This window comes from Nocardia sp. NPDC049737 (genome assembly GCF_040674755.1).
Classification (GTDB): Bacteria; Actinomycetota; Actinomycetes; order Mycobacteriales; family Mycobacteriaceae; genus Nocardia.
This window is the reverse complement of the sequence record NZ_JBFANH010000050.1, coordinates 13313-32932: the sequence shown is the minus strand read 5'-3', so window position 1 is coordinate 32932 and position 19620 is coordinate 13313. Positions and strand designations below refer to the sequence as shown.

At 66.2% G+C, this 19620-nt stretch carries 7 protein-coding genes; 1 reads left to right on the top strand and 6 read right to left on the bottom strand.

What is annotated here, in order from left to right; translation table 11 throughout:
• The 4 genes from AB0J47_RS39155 to AB0J47_RS39140 are packed head-to-tail and all read right to left on the bottom strand — an operon-like array spanning position 1 to position 15527.
• A complete protein-coding gene (locus tag AB0J47_RS39155; RefSeq protein WP_364358700.1) occupies positions 1 to 663 on the bottom strand; it encodes a glutathione S-transferase N-terminal domain-containing protein in 663 nt (220 codons plus the stop codon).
• The gene (locus AB0J47_RS39150) at positions 663 to 3650 is read right to left on the bottom strand and encodes a beta-ketoacyl synthase N-terminal-like domain-containing protein (RefSeq protein ID WP_364358697.1); all 2988 of its coding nucleotides are present in this window, start codon (positions 3648 to 3650) and stop codon (positions 663 to 665) included. The genes AB0J47_RS39155 and AB0J47_RS39150 overlap by 1 nt, the downstream gene beginning before the upstream one ends.
• The gene (locus tag AB0J47_RS39145; protein ID WP_364358694.1) at positions 3647 to 8953 is read right to left on the bottom strand and encodes a type I polyketide synthase; all 5307 of its coding nucleotides are present in this window, start codon (positions 8951 to 8953) and stop codon (positions 3647 to 3649) included. Before AB0J47_RS39145 ends, AB0J47_RS39150 begins: the two co-directional genes overlap by 4 nt.
• A complete protein-coding gene (locus tag AB0J47_RS39140; protein WP_364358691.1) occupies positions 8946 to 15527 on the bottom strand; it encodes an acyltransferase domain-containing protein in 6582 nt (2193 codons plus the stop codon). The genes AB0J47_RS39145 and AB0J47_RS39140 overlap by 8 nt, the downstream gene beginning before the upstream one ends.
• A gap of 1064 nt (positions 15528 to 16591) precedes the next feature.
• On the opposite strand from AB0J47_RS39140, the gene AB0J47_RS39135 reads away from it, so the two are divergent.
• Complete coding sequence (locus AB0J47_RS39135; RefSeq protein ID WP_364358688.1) at positions 16592 to 16813, top strand: hypothetical protein; 222 nt, start codon at positions 16592 to 16594, stop codon at positions 16811 to 16813.
• Between the two features lie 236 nt (positions 16814 to 17049).
• Here AB0J47_RS39135 and AB0J47_RS39130 read toward each other — a convergent pair whose 3' ends face one another.
• Both AB0J47_RS39130 and AB0J47_RS39125 read right to left on the bottom strand, forming a co-directional pair.
• Entirely contained in the window at positions 17050 to 18318 is a 1269-nt protein-coding gene (locus tag AB0J47_RS39130) for a family 2 encapsulin nanocompartment cargo protein terpene cyclase (RefSeq protein WP_364358685.1), read from the bottom strand.
• A gap of 625 nt (positions 18319 to 18943) precedes the next feature.
• Positions 18944 to 19312 carry a hypothetical protein gene (locus AB0J47_RS39125; protein WP_364358682.1) on the bottom strand — a complete coding sequence of 123 codons (369 nt, stop codon included), beginning with the start codon at positions 19310 to 19312 and terminating at the stop codon, positions 18944 to 18946.
• Positions 19313 to 19620: the final 308 nt, after the last annotated feature.

The following is a 19620-nucleotide window of genomic DNA, read 5'->3' as shown; positions in this document are numbered from 1 at the left end:
TCACTCGGGCCGCTCCAGCACTCGTCCGACCCGGCGCCAGGTGGGCCTGTCACTGATCTCTCGCCACCAGCGCGCAAGGTTCGGTCGCGCGTCGATCAGGTCTACACCGTTGGAGGCGACGAGATACTGCAAGTAGGGCAGCCAGGTCACTTCGGCGAGCGAGAACTCGGGTCCGGCGAGGAATTGCTGCCTGGCCAGCGTGGCGTCCGCGACGTCGAACGCGGTTGCCAGCTCACCGCGCGCCGCAGCGATGGCGTTCCGATCTGGTGGTGGCGGAAGGAATTTCGCGCCCGGGCTGCGGCGGATGATCTCGTACACAGGGCCGGCGCGGACGAGGTCCCACACCGGTCCGCTGACGTAGCTCTGCTCGATGCTGATCCACTGTTCCATCAGCCCGCGCAGCCTGAGGTCGTCCGGTGTCAGTGCCGGGCCCGGCAACCGATGGTCCAGATAGCGGATGATAGCCCGCGATTCGTACAGCAGGAACCCATCGTCCTCCAGTACCGGAATCTCACCGAACGGCTGGAGTTTCCGGTGCTCCGGCGACTTGTCCTGCCCTTGGAGAACACTCACCTCGACCAGCTCGGCGTGCTGATTCTTCTCGGCCAGGACCATCAGTACCTTGTGGGTGCATGCGCTGGTGGCCGCCCCGTACACCTTCATTATGTTTCGTCCTTCGTGTACTCCGTGAGCACTTTCAACAGATACCGGGTGACCGCCCTCGGGGTCTGATGATCGAAGGCGAGCGTCGACGGCAGCGCGAGTCCGGTTCGCGCCGCGAGTTCGTGTCGCAGCTGCACGGCCATCAGGGAATCCATGCCGAGTGCCATGAACTTGCCGTCCACCGGGACGTCCGAGGGCGAAGGTAGCTGGAGTAAGGCCGCTGCGTCCCGGCGTACTGCTGCCTCGATCGCGGCCTCCCGATCGCCGTTCGGCAACCCGATCAGTTCGTCGACCCAGTGCGCCGGCACGACGGCCACCTGTTCGCTGGGCGGTGCCGGTGCGTCGAGCCAATGACGTTTGCGCTGCCATGGATAGCGTGGCAACGTCGCGACCCGGCGCCGATCCGGGTACAGGCGGGCGAAGTCCACTGGATAGCCCGCGGTGTAGAGCTCGGCAATCGAGTTGAGCAGGCTGCGTTGTTCCGGGCGCTCCCTGCGCAACGTCGGGATTGCAGCTGCTGTGCCGAGACAGTTCGCGATATGGCCGGAGAGCACGGAATGCGGCGCTATCTCGAGGAAGATCTGCTGCCTATCGCGGGCTGCGGCGTGCACAGCGTCAGCGAATCGGACCGGCTGCCGGACGTTGTTCGCCCAATAGTCGCCGGTCAATTCGCTTCCGGCGATCCGGTCTCCGCGCACCGTGCTGTACATGGGGCACGTAGTGGGGCCGCACTGTACCGCGGCGAGTTCCTTCGCGAGCTTTGTGGCCATCGGGGCCATGGAAGGTGAGTGGAATGCGTAGCCGCCCGGCAACCAGCGGCAGTGGACGTCTCGCCGCTGGAGCGGGTTGAGCACGGTGTGCAACTCGTCCACCGAGCCGGACAGTACGACGGACCGGTCGTCGTTGATCGCTGCCACCACGACCGAAGTGTTCGATCCGGCAATAACGTTCGCGATCTCATCCGGCCCCAGCGCGACTGCAACCATCGCCCCCGAACCGTCGGCCGACGCCATGAGGCGTCCTCTCGATACCACGATCCTGATGGCTTCCGCCAGGCTCAGCGCACCCGCGACATGCGCGGCGGCGATCTCACCAACACTGTGCCCGATGACTGCGTCGGGCCGAATGCCCCACGACGCGAGCAGGGCCGACAGCGCAATCTGGCATGCGAACAGCGCGGGTTGGGCGATCTCCGTGCGGTGTAACCTCGATTCGCCTTCTGGCGCAGCCAGTTCCGCGAGCAACGACAACGATGTGTGCTCCGCGACCAATCGGTCGCATTCTTCGAGTGCGGCGCGGAAAATCGGTTCACTGCCCTGCAGCTCGCGACCCATACCGATCCACTGCGCCCCCTGCCCGGAGAAGACGTAGGTGATCGTGGGTGCCGTGGCTCGCGCCCGCGTGGCACCGTCGCGCACGAATGCGTGCAGGTGCTCGGCCAGTTCGGCACCGGAGGCGCCAACTACTGCGGTCCGCCATTCGTGATGATCACGCCGGGCTCCCGCCGTATAGGCGACATCGCACGGATCATCTTCCCGCTCGAGGACATTCGCGTGTGCGATAGCCAACTCGATCAGTGCCGTCGGGCTGCGCGCCGACAGCGGGAGCAGGACCGGTCCGCCCCGCGGCGGCAGCTGCTCGACCGTGGGCGCCTCGGCGACGACGACATGCGCGTTGGTGCCGCTCATACCGAACGAACTGACACCCACGATCCGCCGCTTCTCGCCCTCCGGCCACGCGATGGTCTTCGTCGGGATGACGAAAGGTGTTCCGGTCAGGGAAATCCTCGGATTGAGCGTGCTGAAGTGCAGGTTGCGGGGGATTTCCGCGTACTGCAAGGCCAGTACCGCCTTGATCAGTCCGGCGATGCCCGCGGCGGCCTCGAGATGTCCGATGTTGGTCTTGACCGCACCCAGTACGCAACCGCCACTGTTAGCGTCCACCTCGGCGAAAACCTCCGCCAGTGCCTCGATCTCGACCGGGTCTCCGAGTGCGGTGCCGGTTCCATGGGTCTCCACATACCCGATATCGACGGGGCGCACCTGGGCATCGGCGAACGCCTGGTGCAGCAGGTCCCGCTGCGCCAATGGATTTGGTGCGGTCAGCCCGGCCGAGCGACCGTCGGAGTTCATTGCCGAACCCTGCAGGACTGCCAGTACTCGATCGCCGTCGGCCAGTGCATCGGAGAGCCTCTTCAGCACAACGATTCCGCAGCCCTCGCCGCGGACGAAACCGTTCGCACGGGCGTCGAAGCTACGGCACCGGCCATCCGGCGACAGCGCTTGTAGATCGCTGATCATCTCGGTCACCGCTTCGTCCAGAACGAGATTCACCCCACCGGCCAGGGCGAGGGAGCTTTCCCCGGTCCGCAGGCTCCGGATCGCAAGATGTACCGCGACCAGCGATGATGAGCACGCGGTGTCCACCGCGAGACTCGGCCCACGCAGCCCGAGCAGGTACGACAACCGACCCGCGCCGAAACTGTGGGCCGTTCCGGTGCCGGTATAGCCGCTCATTGCGCCGGACCGCGCGCTGAGCAGCAGGTAGTCATTGCTGCTCATCCCTACGAAGACGCCGGTTCGGCTGCCGGCCAGCCGCTCGGTCGCCACTCCGGCGTCTTCCAGCGCCTCCCAGGCGACCTCGAGCAGCAGCCGATGTTGTGGATCCAGCGCGTCGGCTTCCCGTGGGGAGATCCCGAAGAACGCCCCGTCGAATCCGTCCACCGAGGGCAGGAAAGCGCCGGTTGCTCCAGCGTCACCGGTGGCACGGTCGGGTCGTTGGGACACTGTGTCGACACCGTCGGAGAGCAGCGTCCAGAATGCTTCGGGGTCGTCGGCGCCACCCGGGAAACGGCAGCCCATGCCGATTACCGCAATAGCTTCGGTGTGCTGTCGCCGCAGCCGCACGACCTCGGCTTCCATCGTGCGCAGCGCGGAAGCGGCTTTCACGAGCTGTGTGCGATAACGTTGCTCGTCGGCGATGTTCACGTGAACTCCCCCTCTTCGAGCCGGTTTATCGAATCGTCGATCTGCGCCAGCAGATCGTCCATGTCCAGATCTCCGAGTTCATCTAGTTGGCCGGTGGTCGCCTGCGGCTCGGCCATGCCGAGCGCGTCGAGTAGCTGTCCGGTCAGCGCGAGCACTGTCGGCGCGCTGTACAGCAGCGTCGCCGACAGTCGTACGCCTAGTGCGGATTCGAGCCGATTCCGTAGTTCGAGCGCCATCAGCGAGTCGACGCCCATAGTGGTCAGCGGCGCTTTCCGGTCGATCAGAGCTGGGTCGAGGTGCAGGACCTGGCTGAGTTGTCCGGTCACGACGGTGTCGATCAAACTCGGGCGTTCGGCAGCGGCGGCCACGCGCAGCCGGTCCGCGAACTCGGTGGGCCGTCCGCTGGTGTTCCCGCGGTTGTCGTCGTCGAGTTCGGCGTACAGCGACGCACCGGCCAGAGACGGGTAGAACGCGAGCCATTGCCGCAGATCGAGATTCGCCGCCACGACCTGGCTGGCGCTGCCGCCCAGCAGGCGACCCAGGATGTCCACACCTTGCGCAGGGGTGATGGTGCCGACCCCCCGGTGCGCGAGTCGCTGCCCTTCCGACTCGCGCCTCGCCATGATTCCGTCCTGCGAGTACAGACCCCAGTCCACGCACAATGCCGTTCTGCCACTGCATTTCCGATGCCGCGCGAGCCCGCCCAGAAATGCGTTGGCGGCCGCGTAGCTCGCCTGTCCCGGTGAACCGAGCACAGCCGACGCTGAGGAGTACATGACGAAGAAGTCCAGCTCCCGGTCCCCGGTCAGTTCGTGCAGGTTCCACGCGCCGCGGACCTTGGGTGCCAGGACCCGATCGAATCGTTCGGCATCCAGTCCCAGAATGGTCCGATCGTCGAGCACCATGGCCGTGTGCAGCACTCCGCGCAGTGGTGGCATCCGGTCGTCGATATCGGCGAGCACCCTGGCGACGTCCGCGCGCTGGGCGACGTCCGCGCGCGCCACCACCACCTCGACACCATCGCGCCTGAGCTCGGCGATCCTCGCCTGTGCGTCCGGACCCGGTTCGTGCCGTCCGGCCAGCACGAGGTGCTGCGCCCCCCGGGTTGCCAGCCAGCGTGCCAGGCCGATACCGAGCCCGCCGAGCCCACCGCTGATCAGGTATGTCCCGCCGGTCAGCGCCGGCTCGGCATTCCCGTAGTCGAACCGGGTCCGTACCAGCCTGGCGAGCTTCCGCCCTTCCTCGCGCAGCGCGATTTCGTCTTCGCGATCTGATGCGACGAGTTCGGGAAGGAGTTCCGCGGCGCAACGAGTGAGCGTCCACTCCGAGTCGAGGTCCACCCGGGTGCATTCCAGTTCGGGATGCTCGACGCTCAATGTCCTTGCCAGTCCCCACAGCGGAGCTTGGGACACCGCAACCGGTTCGCCGCCTACCTGCTGCGCTCCTCGGGTGACCAGCCACAAGCGGGGATGGTCCCGCAGGCCCAGGCGAGCGAGCGCGCGGACCAGGCGCACCGTGCTGAGCCCGGTGGTGTGCTGATCCTTGGTCAGGGTATCGGCGGTGACGTATTCGGTGTCGGTGGTATTCAGGCTCCACAGGTGCACCACACCGGCACAGCCCGGTTCGCTCTGGGCGACGTTGTCCAGCAGTGCGTTCCAGGCTTCATCGTCGGCAACGTCGATGTCGTCCTTGCCGACCAGGACGCAGGTTCGGCCGCGTTGTTCGAGCAGTGCGGCCAGGGCGCTGCCGACACCGGCGGAATCGGCGAGCACCAGCCAGGTACCGGCAGCCCCGTCGCGCCGATCCGGCGCTACGAGACGTTCCCCCGCGGCCCAATCCACCCGGTAGAGCCAGTCTCGGTACGGATCCGGTTCGGCGAGCTCGGCCACCGTGAGCCCCTCGACCTCGATCAGCACGGTGCCGTCCTCGTCGAGCACCAGCAGATCACCACAGTGTTCGGTGGACCTTGCGCGCGCGTGTACCCACACCCGTCGACCGATCGGCCCGTGCACTCGAAGCCGCTCGATCCGCGCCGGAACGATTCCTCCGGTCGGCAGCCGGTCGAGCAGTACACCGCCGAGGACCTGGAAGCAGGCGTCCAGCAGGGCCGGGTGGCAGACGTACCCCGTTGACGACTCCGCAAGTTCGATCGCCGCGATGCTCTCACCCGCACCGGTCCAGATTCGTTGCACGCCACGAAAGGCCGGGCCGTAGTCGATGGTTCGCCCGGCATATCGCGCGTAGTGCTCGTCCGCAGTGACCTCGGTGTGACAGCGGTCCCGCACCGAGGTCAGCGGCTCGGCCGTAGGTGGTCCGTCGTCGGCACGGCCGATCGTCCCATGTGCACAGCGCACCCACGGCTCGGAATTGTCCGCGCGGGCATATACCTGGAAGCCGTCGGCGTCCTCGATGAGTTGGAAGTGGCCGGAGCCGTCGCTGCCGAGAATTGTCATACGTTCGAATACGAGATCATTCAGAACCGATGATCGCCCGGTGGCGTACAGCGCCATCTCCACATAGCCCGACGCCGGGAACACGACCACACCGTCGACAGTGTGGTCGGCCAGGTAGGGGAGATCCAGTTTCCGCTCCCAGATCCGAGTCCCCGGCGAGGTCGCGAGGCTGACCGGCTCGCCGAGAAACGGGTGTCCGCGTTGCTCTGGGTGGACCGGAGTCCGGTCCACCCAGTAACGTTCGCGCCGCCAGGGATAAGCGGGTAGCGGTACGCAGCGCCCGCCGCCGGGGTGCAGCGCGGGCCAGTCGACCCGGCTGCCCCGGACATACAGCGCGGCAAGCGATCCGAGGAATATCTCACGTTCGTCGTGTCCGCGACGACCTGACGCGACGACCGTACCGCCGTCCTCTTCTATCGAAGTCAGTAGGATCGGGTGCGGACTCAACTCGACGAATATCGTCGGGCCCGCCGCAATCTGTTCGCGGACCGCCTCGGAGAACAGCACGGGTTCTCGTAGATTGCGGACCCAGTAGGCGGCATCCAGTTCGGCGCCGCCGCAGAAGCTTCCGAGCACGGTGGACCACATCGGCACCGCGGCGGCCTTCGGTTCCAGTACACCCAGTTCACGGCCGAGCTCATCGGTGATTGCGTCGACTTGCGGGCTGTGCGCGGCGACCTCGACCTTGATTCGGCGGCAGAACACCCCGGCATCGGTCAGCTGGGCCACGATCTCGTCCAGCGCGTCTGGAGCACCAGACAGGACCGTCGAACGCGCACTGTTGCTCGCCGCGATCGACACCCGGTCCGCCCACTCCGAAAGCGCCGCGTTCGCCTCCTCGAACGGCAGCTCCACCTGCGCCATCGCGCCGCGTCCGGTCAGTGTGCGCAGTAACCGGCTGCGGCGCACGATGATTCGCGCCGCGTCCGTCAGGGAGAGCGCGCCGGCCACGTGCGCGGCGGCCACCTCGCCCAAGCTGTGGCCGATGACCGCGTCGGGCTCGATGCCCTTCGATCGCCACAACGCTGCCAAGCCGACCTCCATCGCGAACAGCACAGGCTGGACGATGTCGATCCGGTTCAGCCGGGACTCGGACGGATCGGCGGTCAGTTCAGCAATGACCGACCATTGCGCTTCGTCGCGGATCGCGTCGTCGCACGCCTCGACAGCCGAGCGGAACACCGGCTCACTGTCGAACAGCGCGCGGCCCATACCGAGCCACTGCGAGCCCTGTCCGGGAAATACGAACACGGTCCGGTGCCGTTGGGCAGGTTCGGTACCCGACACCAGCTGCGGTTGTCCGTCTGCGGACACCACCAGTGCGGCACGGTGTTCGTGATGGTGTCTACGGACGGCCGCGGTGTAGGCGATATCGGCGATCTCGGCCTGCCTGTCGGCCAGCGTCGTCCGGAACGCTGCGACAAGTTCGATCAGCCCCTGTGCGTCGCGCGCGGAAATCGGTACCAGGGCGGACCCAGAGGTGGGCGTAGCTACGGGAGGTTCGACTCGCTCCGGCGGATCAGCGACGATGACGTGTGCGTTCGTCCCGCTGATACCGAACGAGCTGACTCCCGCCATCCGCGTCACACCGTCGCGTCTCGGCCACGGGACCGGTTCTCTCGGCAGCACCAGAGCGGTTCCGTCGAGGTCGATCCGGGGATTCAGCGTGTGCAAATGCAGGTTCGCCGGAATACGCTCCCAGCGCAACGCGAGCACGGCCTTGATCAACCCGATCACCCCGGCAGCCGCCTCGAGATGACCGATGTTGGTCTTCACCGCACCGAGCACGCAGTGTGAGCCGTCCTCCCTCGGCTTTCCGATCACATCGATGAGCGCGTCCACTTCGATCGGATCACCCAGGGGCGTTCCGGTGCCGTGTGTTTCGACATAGCCGATATCCGCCGCGTCGGCGCGCGCGTTGCGCAATGCCTGACGTAGCAACGCTTTCTGCGCGGACACGTTCGGCGCGGTCAGCCCGGATGAACGGCCGTCGGAGTTCACCGCGGACCCACGGATCACGGCGAGCACCGGATCGCCATCTGCCACCGCGACGGACAGACGTTTGAGGACCAGCATCCCGCATCCCTCACCACGGACGTAGCCATCGGCCAACGCGTCGAAGGTCTTGCACCGCCCGTCGTCGGACAGTGCGCGAGAGCTGGCCATCATGTCGGTCATGTCTCTGGCCAGCATCACGTTGACACCACCGGCCAGCGCCATCGTGCTCTCGCCGGATCGCAGGCTCTGCACCGCGAGATGCACCGCGACCAGCGACGACGAACACGCCGTGTCCACCACCATGCTCGGCCCCTGCAACCCGAGCACATACGACAGCCGTCCGGCGGGGAATGAGTGCCCGTTGCCGGTCACGGTGTAGATATCGCGCTTGCCGACGCTGAGCCGGTCGTAATCGGTGACGACGACGCCGGCGAACACACCGGTTCGCGAGCCGTTCAACTGCTCCGGCAGGGCCCGTCCCGCCTGTTCCAGCGCCTCCCAGGTCACTTCCAGCAGCAGGCGTTGCTGGGGGTCCATCGCCTCGGCTTCACGAGGCGATATACCGAAGAAGGCCGGGTCGAATCGGTCCACACCGGACAGGAAGCCGCCCCAGCGGCTCGCGGTGGCGCCGTCGTCGGCTGCCCACCGGTCCGGGGGCACGTCGCTGATCGCGTCGACGCCACCGTCGATCAGCCGCCAGAACTCGTCCGGGCTAGTGGCGCCGCCGGGCACCCGGCAACTCATGCCGATGACGGCGATCGGCTCGGTCTTCGCCAGCAGTTCGCGGTCCAACCGTGCCTGCAGCGTTCGGATGGCCGTCAGAGCCTGCTTCACCGACGCCTGCTCAGTCATTGCCCAGTTCCTGTTCGACCAGCCGGATACTGTCCAGCAGCATGGCCTCGGCTTCGGCGTCCGAGAGTAGATCGAGGTCCGTCATCAGGGATGGCTCGTCCTCCGATTCCGAATCCGGTTGCCGCGCTGAGGGTTGCGTCACCGCGAGTTCATCCGCAATGAACTCCGCGAGCGCGGCGACGGTGGAGTAGGTGAACAGCAGCGCGACCGACAACCGGATGCCGAGCGTGGACTCCAGCCGGTTGCGTAGCTCCACCGCCATGATCGACCCCATGCCCATGCCCTGGAACGTCGCCCTCCGGCTCAGGTTCACTGGATCTCGTTGCAGCGTCAGGGAAAGCTGGTGCGTCAGGTGCTCCTCGAGCAGCGCGCCTCGTTCGGAGACACTGGCCGCGGCCAGCCTGGCGGCGAATGCGGTAGGTCTGTCCGGGGCCCTGGTTTCGACCGCATCGAAAAAGGGCGCGCCGGCCGCTCCGGGGTACGACTCGAACCAGTGTCGGAGGTTCGGATTCATGACTGCGAGCCGACCGAGATTCGAGCCGATACCACGATCCAACGCCCGCGTGAGACTCCTCGCGGGCGCTTCGGCGATGCCTTGTGCCGCTGTGTCTGCCCGCGCGACATGCAAGCTCAGTGCGGGCAGGCCCAGGGCGCGGCGGTGGTGGGCGATGGCATCCAGCCGAGCACTGTCCGGTGCGTCACCCGGGCGACCGAACAATGCGGCGACCGAGGAGCAGAGGATAAAGAAATCGAGCCTGCGATCGAGTGTGTGCTGGTGCCACCGCCATGCGCTGTCACCATTCCCCGTGTGGATCAGCCCGCGCAATGGGCCTGCGGCGGTTTCGATCTCGGCGATCAGGGAGCTCATCTCATGATCGCCGAGATCGTCTGTGTCGACGGTCAGCACCCGGGCCCCCGGGACGTCGATCGGCCCGATGGCAGCGGCCCGGCCCAAGATCACGATGTTGCGCGCGCCGCAGTCGGTCATCCACTGGGCATACGGCTCGGCTGATGCCGTGGCCCCGCAGACAATCAGATATGTGCCGTCTGACTGCAACTGCGCCGCCCGCTCAGCGGCCTCGGGCACCCGAACCAGCCTGGCGACGAACCGGCCGTGGGGACGCAGGGCCACATCGGTATCCCGGTCGTCGCTGAGCAATTCTGTTGCCAGTGTGGCCACTTCATCGGGCGTCGGCCGCGCTGTGAGGTCCACTCGCGTGACGGACAGGGTAGGACAGTCGAGCCCTATCGCCCTGCCGAGTCCCCACAGGGACGCTTGGTCGACGCTGACCGCAGTGGTATCCGCGCCGACTGCCTGTGCGGCACGGGTCAGCAGCCACAGTCGTGGCCGATCCCGCCATCCCATTCCGGTCAAAGCCTCGGCCAGCGCACTCGCGCTGGAGGCGCCGAGACTGCCGATGTGCACCACCCCGGCAGGTGGTTGTCCGGGAAGAACGGTGCGCAGCGACTCGGTCGTGGCGGAGCTGAGTGCCCGGTCGGTCTTCAGATCGCAGGGAATGTTTCGCGCACGTAACGCGTCGGCGAGTTCGGTGCCGAGGGCGTCCTCACCCGCGAACACGATCCACGGCCCGATCCGCTCTCGCAATGATTCTCGGTGCGGGACTTCGCGCCATTCCACGGTGTAGAGGCAATCGGCAGCCGGATCCGGATCGGTGGGCGCGAGCGAACTCAGACGCACGCCCTCGACTTCCACCAGCACCCGGCCGTCGTCGTCGAGCAGGTAGAGGTCACCACCCGGACCGGCCGATCGGCCGTGCGCCCAGACCGGGCCGGTCGGCGCCCGATACACCCGCAACCGGCCGATCTCGGTCACCACATAACTGCCTGACGAACCGTTGCACAGGGCGATCAGCGCCTGCAGACCAGCATCGAGCACCGAGGGATGGACGCGGTAATCGGCACGGCGAGACGGTGTCGGCGGGATAACCCGCGCCAGCACCTCGTCCTGGCCCAACCACAACTCGCAGACCCCACGCAGGTGCTCGCCGATATCCAGTCCCGCCCTGGCCAGTGCCCGATAGTGCTCGGCGCCGTCCCGGCGCGTCGTGCAGCGCTTCCGGATCGAAGCCGGCTGTTCGTGCACGTGCGGCGTACCAGTGTCTGGGCCGACGGTGGCCAGCGCATGCCGCACCCAGTCCGGACCACGGCGGCTGAACATTTGGAAGAGTTCGTCCCGGGTGCTGATCACCGTCTGGGTCGTGGGCGACACCGCGGCGGTCAGCTCCAGCAAGCGTTCGAACGTCAGCCGAGTAACGGCGATATCGGTGGTCTCATAGGCCTCCGCGGCCGCAGCCAACGCCATTTCGGCGAAGGTGGCCGCGGAAAGCACAACGCTCCCGCCCACCGTGAGGTCGGCCAGATACGGCAGGTGTGCCGGGTCCAGAGCGCGGTGCCAGTACCAGGTTCCGTGCTCGACCGCCGAGACCAGACCGGGACCCAGCAGCGGGTGACCTTCGGCAGTGCGGGACAGGACAGCGCGCCGGTCCGCCGCGAGCCAGTACCGCTTTCGCTGCCACGGATACGCGGGCAGCGACACGACTCGACCGGTACCCAGGAGCCGATCGAAGTCCGGCGCGCAACCGGCCGCATACAGCGCGCCCGCGGCGCGCCGCAGCGACGACAGGTCGTCCTCGTCCCTGCGCATTGAACCGAAGACGTAACCATCGATGCCGCGGGCGGCAAAACATCGCTGGATATTTTCCATCAGGACCGGATGCGGGCCGATCTCCAGGAAAACTCGGTACCCGTCGGAGATCGCCGCGTCCACCGCATCCGCAAACCGCACGGTTTGCCGGACGTTTCGCCTCCAGTAGTCCGAGTCGAATCGCTGATCGGCAGCGAGCTTCCCGGAAACTGTGCTGTAGACGGGCAACCGGTTCGACTCGGGCGCAAGTGTGCCGAGTGCCTGGGACAAGTCATCCGCAGCCGGATCCATCTGCGCGCTGTGGAAGGCGTAACCGACCCGGAGTTCACGGAAAGCGACGCCGTGGCGACGCAGCCGTCCGAGCAAGTCCGCCAGTGCGGAGTCACTGCCCGAGACGACCGTCGAATACGGATCGTTGACCGCTGCGATCGCCACTTCCCCCCGGTATTCCCGCAGCATGCCGCGCAACCGCTCGGCAGGCAGTTCGACCGAAGCCATGCCGCCCTCCCCGGGCACCACCGCGGCGTGCATCGACCGGCTGCGGTGATATACCACCTCGACCGATTCGGCGAGAGACAGCGCCCCGGCCACATACGCTGCGGTGACCTCGCCGACACTGTGGCCGATAACCGCGTCCGGCACGAGTCCCCATGCCTGCCACAGCCGAATGACCCCCACCTGGATTGCGAACAGCGCGGGTTGCGCGACCGCGGTGAGGTGCAGGCGGCTGTGTTCCGGCGATGCGGTGAGCTCGTCGGTCAGCGACCAACGGGTCAGTGGCCGCAGCAATTCGTCGCATTCCTCGACGGCGGCGCGGAAGACCGGTTCGGTCAACAGGTTTCGGCCCATTCCGATCCATTGCGAACCCTGACCGGAGCACACGAACACCGTCCGGCGCCGCTCGCCATGCTCCACAGTGCCCATCCACGTGTTGCTCGGCATGCTGCCCCCGACTGTGGCGCGCAAGGAGTCGGCCAGCTCATTCGGCGACGAACCCGTCACAGCGAGGCGGTGTTCGTGATGGTCCCGCCTGGCGGCCGCCGTATAACACAGGTCACCCAGGGCGGTTCCATCGTCGCTGATGAGCTTGCGCGCCATGTCGTTCGCCGATGCGAACAGGGAATCACGCGATCGAGCGGAAAGCACCAGCAACTCCGTCCGGCCGTGGTCCGGCGCGGGGGGCCGGGCGGCGCCTCGGACGTAGAGCGCGCCAAGCGAATCGATCAGCGTCGAGCAGTCACGGTCGCCTCGTCGCAATGTCGGCAGCGCCCGGCCACCGTTCTGCTCGACCACCGGGGCGAGAATCGGATGCGGGTCGACGTCGATGAAGATGTGACTGTCGTCGGCAAGCAAGCATTCCATCGTGTTTCGGAATCGCCACGGCTCGCGTTCGGTGCGCACCCAGTGCTCGGCGACCAACTGCGTGCCCTCCATCCGCTCACCGGTGACCGAGGAATAGAACGGTATTCGGGTCTCGCCCGGCCGCACATTCGCGAGCGCGTCCCGCAAACCGGGCAGTATCGGATCCACATAGGGACTGTGCGAGGCGTAGTCGACCCTGATCAGAGCCGACCCGATCGATCGCCCAGCGAGTTCGTGCCGCATTGCCTCGATGGTCTCTCGGTTACCCGAGACCACAGTGGATTCCGGTCCGGCCTCGCCTGCGACCCACACCCGGCCCCTGTGTCGGGACATCAGTTCGTTCGTGTCCGCAACGGACAGATCTAGTAGGGCCATAGCGCCGTGACCGGAGAGGTTGCCCGCCAACGTGGCGCGCCGACACATGATCAACACAGCGTCGTCGAGGCTGAGCGCACCGGCGACGTGCGCGGCGGCCACCTCACCCATGCTCATCCCGGCGACGGCATCGGGCTCGACTCCCTTTGATCGCCACAGCTCGGTCAGCGCGACCTGCATCGCGAAAATTGCAGGTTGGGCGAGCTCGGTGCGCTCGATCCAGCTCTGGTCGGCCGAGGTCAGCAACTGGGTGAGGGACCAGTCGACGTGCCGGCGCAGCGCGGTCTCACACCGGTTGATCGCTGACCGGAATGTGGGCTCACGTAGCAGCCACGCGCCCATTCCGGTCCACTGTGATCCCTGCCCGCCGAACAGGAATGTGATTCTCGGCGGGTCTTTTTCGACTGTTCCCGTGCTGATTCCGGCTCCGGTGTAGCCGCTGTAGAACTTCTCGCTGGCAGCCGCGAGATCATCGGGGTCGCGCACCGACAGCGCGAGCCGGTGCGAGCCTTCTGCCTTCGCCGAGGGGGAAGCACACAACCGGGCCAGCGATGCCCGGTCCCGAACGGTCGCCAGGTCACGCACGGCGACACGAAGGCCGTCCTCGCTGTCCGCGGCGAGCGGCAGCAGGTGGATCGGAGCGTTTTCGCCGCTTTCGAGGATCACGTGACAGTTCGTCCCGCCGAACCCGAATGCACTCACCCCAGCGAGGAGGCGGCCTCCGGCGTCGCCTCGCCACTTCTCCGGCCGCGAAAGTATCCGCAAGCCCCATTCCTCGAAGGGGATGTGCGGACTGGCTTGCGCGAACTGGCCGGAGGGCGGCAGCGTGCGATGCCGCATCGCCAGCAGCACCTTGATCAGCCCGGCGATCCCGGCCGCCGGTTCGAGATGCCCGATCGCGCTCTTGACCGACCCGATCGGCAGCAGCCGGTCAGGCGCCCGCTCCGCGCCGAGCACAGTGGCCAGCGCGCTCGCCTCGATCGGATCACCGAGCGCCGTTCCCGTCCCGTGCGCTTCAACGTACCCGACCTCGGACGGCGCAACGCCCGCTCGCCGATACGCGCTGCGCAGCAAGGACTCCTGGGCCAGCAAGCTCGGCGCGGTCAGGCCATTGGTGAACCCATCGTGATTTACTGCGCTGCCCTTGATGACACCGTGAATCGGATTGCCGTCGGCCAACGCCCGGTCCAATGGCTTCAGCACGATCATCCCGGCGCCCTCGCCACGGCCGTACCCATCGGCGCGCGCATCGAACGCCTTGGAACGCCCGTCCGGTGCCAGCGCCCCGAGCCGTGCCAGCGCATGCACCGTATCCTGCGCCAGCATCAGACTCACACCACCGGCCAGCGCGATGTCACACTCGCCCGCCCGCAGGCTCTGCGCCGCGAGGTGCACGGCGACCAGTGACGATGAGCACGCGGTGTTCACCAGCAGGCTCGGTCCGCGTGCACCCAGCGTGTACGACAATCGGGCGGGAATGATGCTCGGATCGCCTCCGGCCAACGTGTGTTCGGTGACCAGATCCGGGTCGGCGCGAATTCCCGCCCCGTACTCGCCCCACATCGCGCCGACGAACACACCGGTCGCGCTGCCGCCGAGACCGCCTACCGGAATACCCGCGTCATCAAGGGCTTCCTGCATCAATTCGAGCATCAACCTTTGCTGCGGATCGACGTGTGGAGCCTCGCGCGCAGAGATGCCGAAGAACTCGGGATCGAACTTGTCTATCCCATCGATGAACCCGCCGCGTGGGGGACTGTCCTCGGCCCACCGCCCGTCCGGAGGTTCGGTGAGCGCGTCCGAACCGGTGCTGAGCAGTCGCCAGTACGCCGCCGCGTCCGGAGCTCCGGGGAAGCGGCAGGCGAGACCGACGATAGCGATCGGCTGTGGCTCCGAACCCGGTGCCTCATACTGTTGCAGTGGCTCCGACCTGGTCCCGATCAGCCAGCGTGCCAATGCAATCGGTGTCGGATGCGCCCACATTTGGGTCGGCGACACCGGTTGGCCGGTTGCCGCACTCAGCTCACCCGCAAGCATGGTCAAAGTCCGCGAATCGAGCCCGTAGCGGGTGAACGGCTCGCGTCCGTCGATCGCGGCGGGGTTCACCTGGCTCAGCTCGCCCATTCTGGCAATGAGCCAGTCCCGCACGTCCTCCATAGACCGGGACCGCATAGGCCGCCCACCTCCAACACGCAAAATCCTCATCATTGCGTGGCCGTGTGCTGCGCCGTCGGCACGCGCACGGATCATACCGTGGGTATATACCGAACAGTCTTCTTTGCGGTTGCTCCCCCTGACCGCCCAGGTGTCGAAGCGTCCGCAACGTTCAGCGCGGATTCATATGACAACCCTCGAAGCCGTGACAGGTGACGTATTGCCTCTGCCCGCGCGGTTCCCGGCAGTGAGAAACCAGTGAAGACAACATCGGCGTTCTGGGGCAACACTTCTCGACCTGCTAGTGGATCCGAGCGATTGCGGCTCGGCGACGGCATCCATTACTCGGCCACTGATCGAATCCGGCGTCCGCGCTACCGCCGCGGCCGACTCGGTGATGCGAAATATATTGTGGTGCAACACATCTGATATCTACTGACACCCCTGCTGGCGACTTCGAGACACGTGGACCACGGCTTGGTCACTGGCAGACCGAATGGTGCACCAAGCCGCCATCGCAGCCTCGATTGCCATCGGCTGCGGCTATTGCCTTGCAACGGTGAGCATCTCAATGCCATGAATAGGGTTGCTGGCGGCGTGCGTGCTGGCCGGGATCGACTTCGAGTCGGCGAACCTTTCGACCTGCACCCCGAGCCCACGATCGCTTCACATGGCGCTGAGCGCCCTTGCAGATAGAGCATTCTCACATCAAATGTTCCCAACAATGGCAAACATCGAACGGGTTCCCGTCCGCGGCAATGAAGGTCAGTCGTTGCGGGTGACGCCTGCCGCACCGTGCGGTCCGAGGAGCAATTCACTCGCCTAAACGGCGTCGGCGTCCTCGACACGGAATGAGCGTCGTGACCAGGGTCCGTGGCCCTTCCCAGCCGATACGCCGCTACGGCGCGCTGGCACATCTCGCCACGGTGTTCCGGTGCGGGTGTGCCACCGGATACCGTCGATGAGCTGTCGTTTTTCGGCGGGCATCCCGCCTTCTTACCGCAGGGCAGCAACGGTTCCAGCCACCAGTTACAACAAGATCAGCGAGCGCGCCCGCGCCGCCACCGAGAGAGCGGACCGCAATGCCTGATCCTAACGAATCGGTCAGCCCGCCCGCGTGCAAAGGCAAGACGATTGTCGAAGTCGTCGAAGCGTTCCAACGCAATTGGCCGCACCTCAAACCCCCGATCTTCCGTGCCGCGGACGTTCTGCCGCTGCTGCAGGGCAACGACCGCGAGTTCGCCGCCGCGTCGCTCCTCATCGACGGCGGACGCGTCCACTACCCGGACCGAGCCCCCGAATGACCCGATCCCGCCGCAGCGCGAAAACCACTGGCACCGCCACGAATCGGCGACCGCTGCCTACCTCGCCGAGCACGTCGACGACCGCATCGAACGCGCGAAGAACGGCGCCAAGGACCGCGGCGACTTCGCCGGAATGCGTATCCATGGCAGACGTCTGGTCGGCGACTGCAAGGAGGGTTGGTGGGATGTGTGCCGCGCAGGCGGTATCAGGAGGCTACTGCCAGGGTACGACCGACCTAGCGGTAGCGCGGGTTCGTGTTGTGCCATTCGAACGAGCCGCCCATCCAATCGCGAACGCCGCGCATGAACAGCTGGAGTTCGGGGGAGGGGATGGCGTGCAGGGCGCGATGGTCGGCTTCGAACTGGTGCACCATCCGGTTGTGCAGGTCGACGGTGACCTCGGTCGCTTCGGCCAGCGAGCACCCACGATCGGCGGCGATCTGCAGCACCATATTGCTGACGGGTACTTCGTCGGCGGCATCCTTCTTGATCGAGAACAGGTCGTTGACCAGGACGGCGGCGGTACCCGCCCGGAACACGGCCTGCCGGACCCGATCGTCGTAGAAGAGGTTCGCGGGCAGCTCGTACCCGGCGACGGGGTCGATCAGGGTCATCGAGGTGTAGAAGGTGTCGTGCTGGCGGGCGGCGAGATATTCCCACGCGGAAGGTGATTCGCCGGTGTGTCGCCACGCGGCGTAGGCGGTCCAGGACACGAACATCGTGAACGTCGCGTAGCAGGCGCGCTGCACCTGCCTCGGGGTGGCGTGGGCGCGCAGATTCGCGATCGCGGAACCGAAAGCACGCAGCACCTTGTCTTCCCGCAGCACCTCCTCCAGCGGAGTGGTGAACTCGCCCGCGTCGGGCAACGGATCCAAGGCCGCCATCGCCAAGGTGAGTCGTTGCGGCAGCCGGGTCGGGTCCGCGCCGAGCGCCGAATCGTCGGCGTAGTAGTCGTCGGCCATCCACCAAGCGGTGTTCATCTGGGCGGGGACCAGCAGTCGGTCGGGGTCGTCGGAATCGGTGTGGGTCAGCATGACCAGCCGTCCGTAGCCGGTCCGGCGCAGCTTCTCGAGCTCGTCGTCGGTGAACCCGATCGACTCCGCCCATGTGGTGAGGCGATCGTCGATCCGGTCGGCGAGATTGTCGTCGATCCGGGTAGCGGGCGGGCAGTACAGTGGCGGCGCGGAACCGTCACCCCAGGCAAGTTCTCGGTAGGGCTCGATCTCGGCCGTCGCGTGCCGGACCGGTATCCGAAACGCGCTCTCGCCCAGGGGAGTTCCAGTGTCGCGAAGGTGCCGTAAGCCGGTGCTGGGCAGTGTGGCCGCCGGCATCGCGCCGGGCGCGGGCGGTGGCGCTGGTTCGGGCTCGGCCCGGGTCATCGTCGAGAAGCGTGCGGCGAGTTCGGTGCCCAGGCCGTGAGGCCCAGCCAGAAGGTGCGTGAGTCGTTCGCCGGTGTCGGTAACCGTGTCGCGGTGGCTGGTCTGGTCGTTGTCGAGACTTGTCACAGCACTTCTCCCGTCGCAGGGGTCCATAGATGGAGACAGCACGATGCACTCAAACGACTATCGGCCGTCTCGCTCAGTGCCGCAGGCGATTGCGTGATTTCGGTCGATTCGACACGCTGATCTCCGACATCGGGCCTTCGTGCCGAGGTGAGAGCATTCGACCGCCCTCACGGGACCTGCCCATGAAGTTTGCAGCACTGTGCGGTCGAGCTTCTGACGGTGACTCTGAACGACTGACCGGAATGCGAGAAGCGAAGCGTCACTTGGCATATAGCGGTGTTCGACAGCGCAAGAGAATGATGGAATGAGCTGGTATCTCGGGAACTGTGCTGTGAGATCGGTGTGCCGGACGGGTTCGGATCGTCGAGTGGAGGGCAAACGTGAACTGCGAGAGCGTCCCACCGGGCACCTGGACCAGATCCTGGCCGGGATCCAGCCCTGGCACCGGTGTTGAGTAGCCGCCTATCGGCCGTTTGGTGAGGCGGCGTCCGCCATTCAGCAATGTGATAACCCGTTTCACTTCCGGCCAGCTGTCGGTGGTCCCACGAGCGGCAACGTAGTGGCCCCACGACGGGGCACCGACACTCCGTCAGCGAATCCTGCCTCGAGGTGCGTCATCTATGGACTACAAGACCTCGATCTGCGCGGGCTCGGGCAGCGTCTGTGGACGCACGTCCGTGTACCAGGCGTACTCGATTCCACTGAGCCTGCCGTGCTCGACCCATAAAATGACCTCGCCGATCGGTGCTCCGTTGCGGTCGGTGACGGCTCCATTGGCGAAGATTCCGTCCGTCGAACCGGATGCGGTCTCCACGCCAGAGGGCACCACCACATCGACGCTGGGCGAACCGACACCCCAGGTGGCGTTGACCTGTGTAAACGGAATCTGCGCCAGATAGTCGCCAGCACCGGCCTTGCCGGAGGACAGCAGTTTGGTGACGACTCCGGTTTCGAGCTCGGTCATGGCCCGCGGCTCAATCGGTGTACTATTCATCGGCTCTCCTCGGTTCTCGCGCCACGTCACGGAATGTACGCGGTGCCGATCTTGAAGACACCGTTGATCATGGGACCGCGAATTTCGACGGTCTGGCCGTTGATCGTGCGGACCAATGGCTTCGTACGTCGCCGTCCTCGCGCGCTGGCTATACCTGGGACGAGTGGCCTCTCATGCCGGATGGTGCGCATTTCTCGTGTGCGACAAGGCTGTTGATAGGTAGGCTCACACCCGGTACGAGATACGGGCATCGGGGCACGATGACGCCAGCGATCTTGGCAGCGGCAGCGGGAATATTCGGAATCGCG

Coding starts and splice junctions, on each gene's coding strand:
- AB0J47_RS39140 (WP_364358691.1), bottom strand. CDS start 15,527: ATGCGGTCCCGGTCTATGGAGGACGTGCGGGACTGGCTCATTGCCAGA.
- AB0J47_RS39135 (WP_364358688.1), top strand. CDS start 16,592: ATGCCTGATCCTAACGAATCGGTCAGCCCGCCCGCGTGCAAAGGCAAG.
- AB0J47_RS39145 (WP_364358694.1), bottom strand. CDS start 8,953: ATGACTGAGCAGGCGTCGGTGAAGCAGGCTCTGACGGCCATCCGAACG.
- AB0J47_RS39125 (WP_364358682.1), bottom strand. CDS start 19,312: ATGAATAGTACACCGATTGAGCCGCGGGCCATGACCGAGCTCGAAACC.
- AB0J47_RS39155 (WP_364358700.1), bottom strand. CDS start 663: ATGAAGGTGTACGGGGCGGCCACCAGCGCATGCACCCACAAGGTACTG.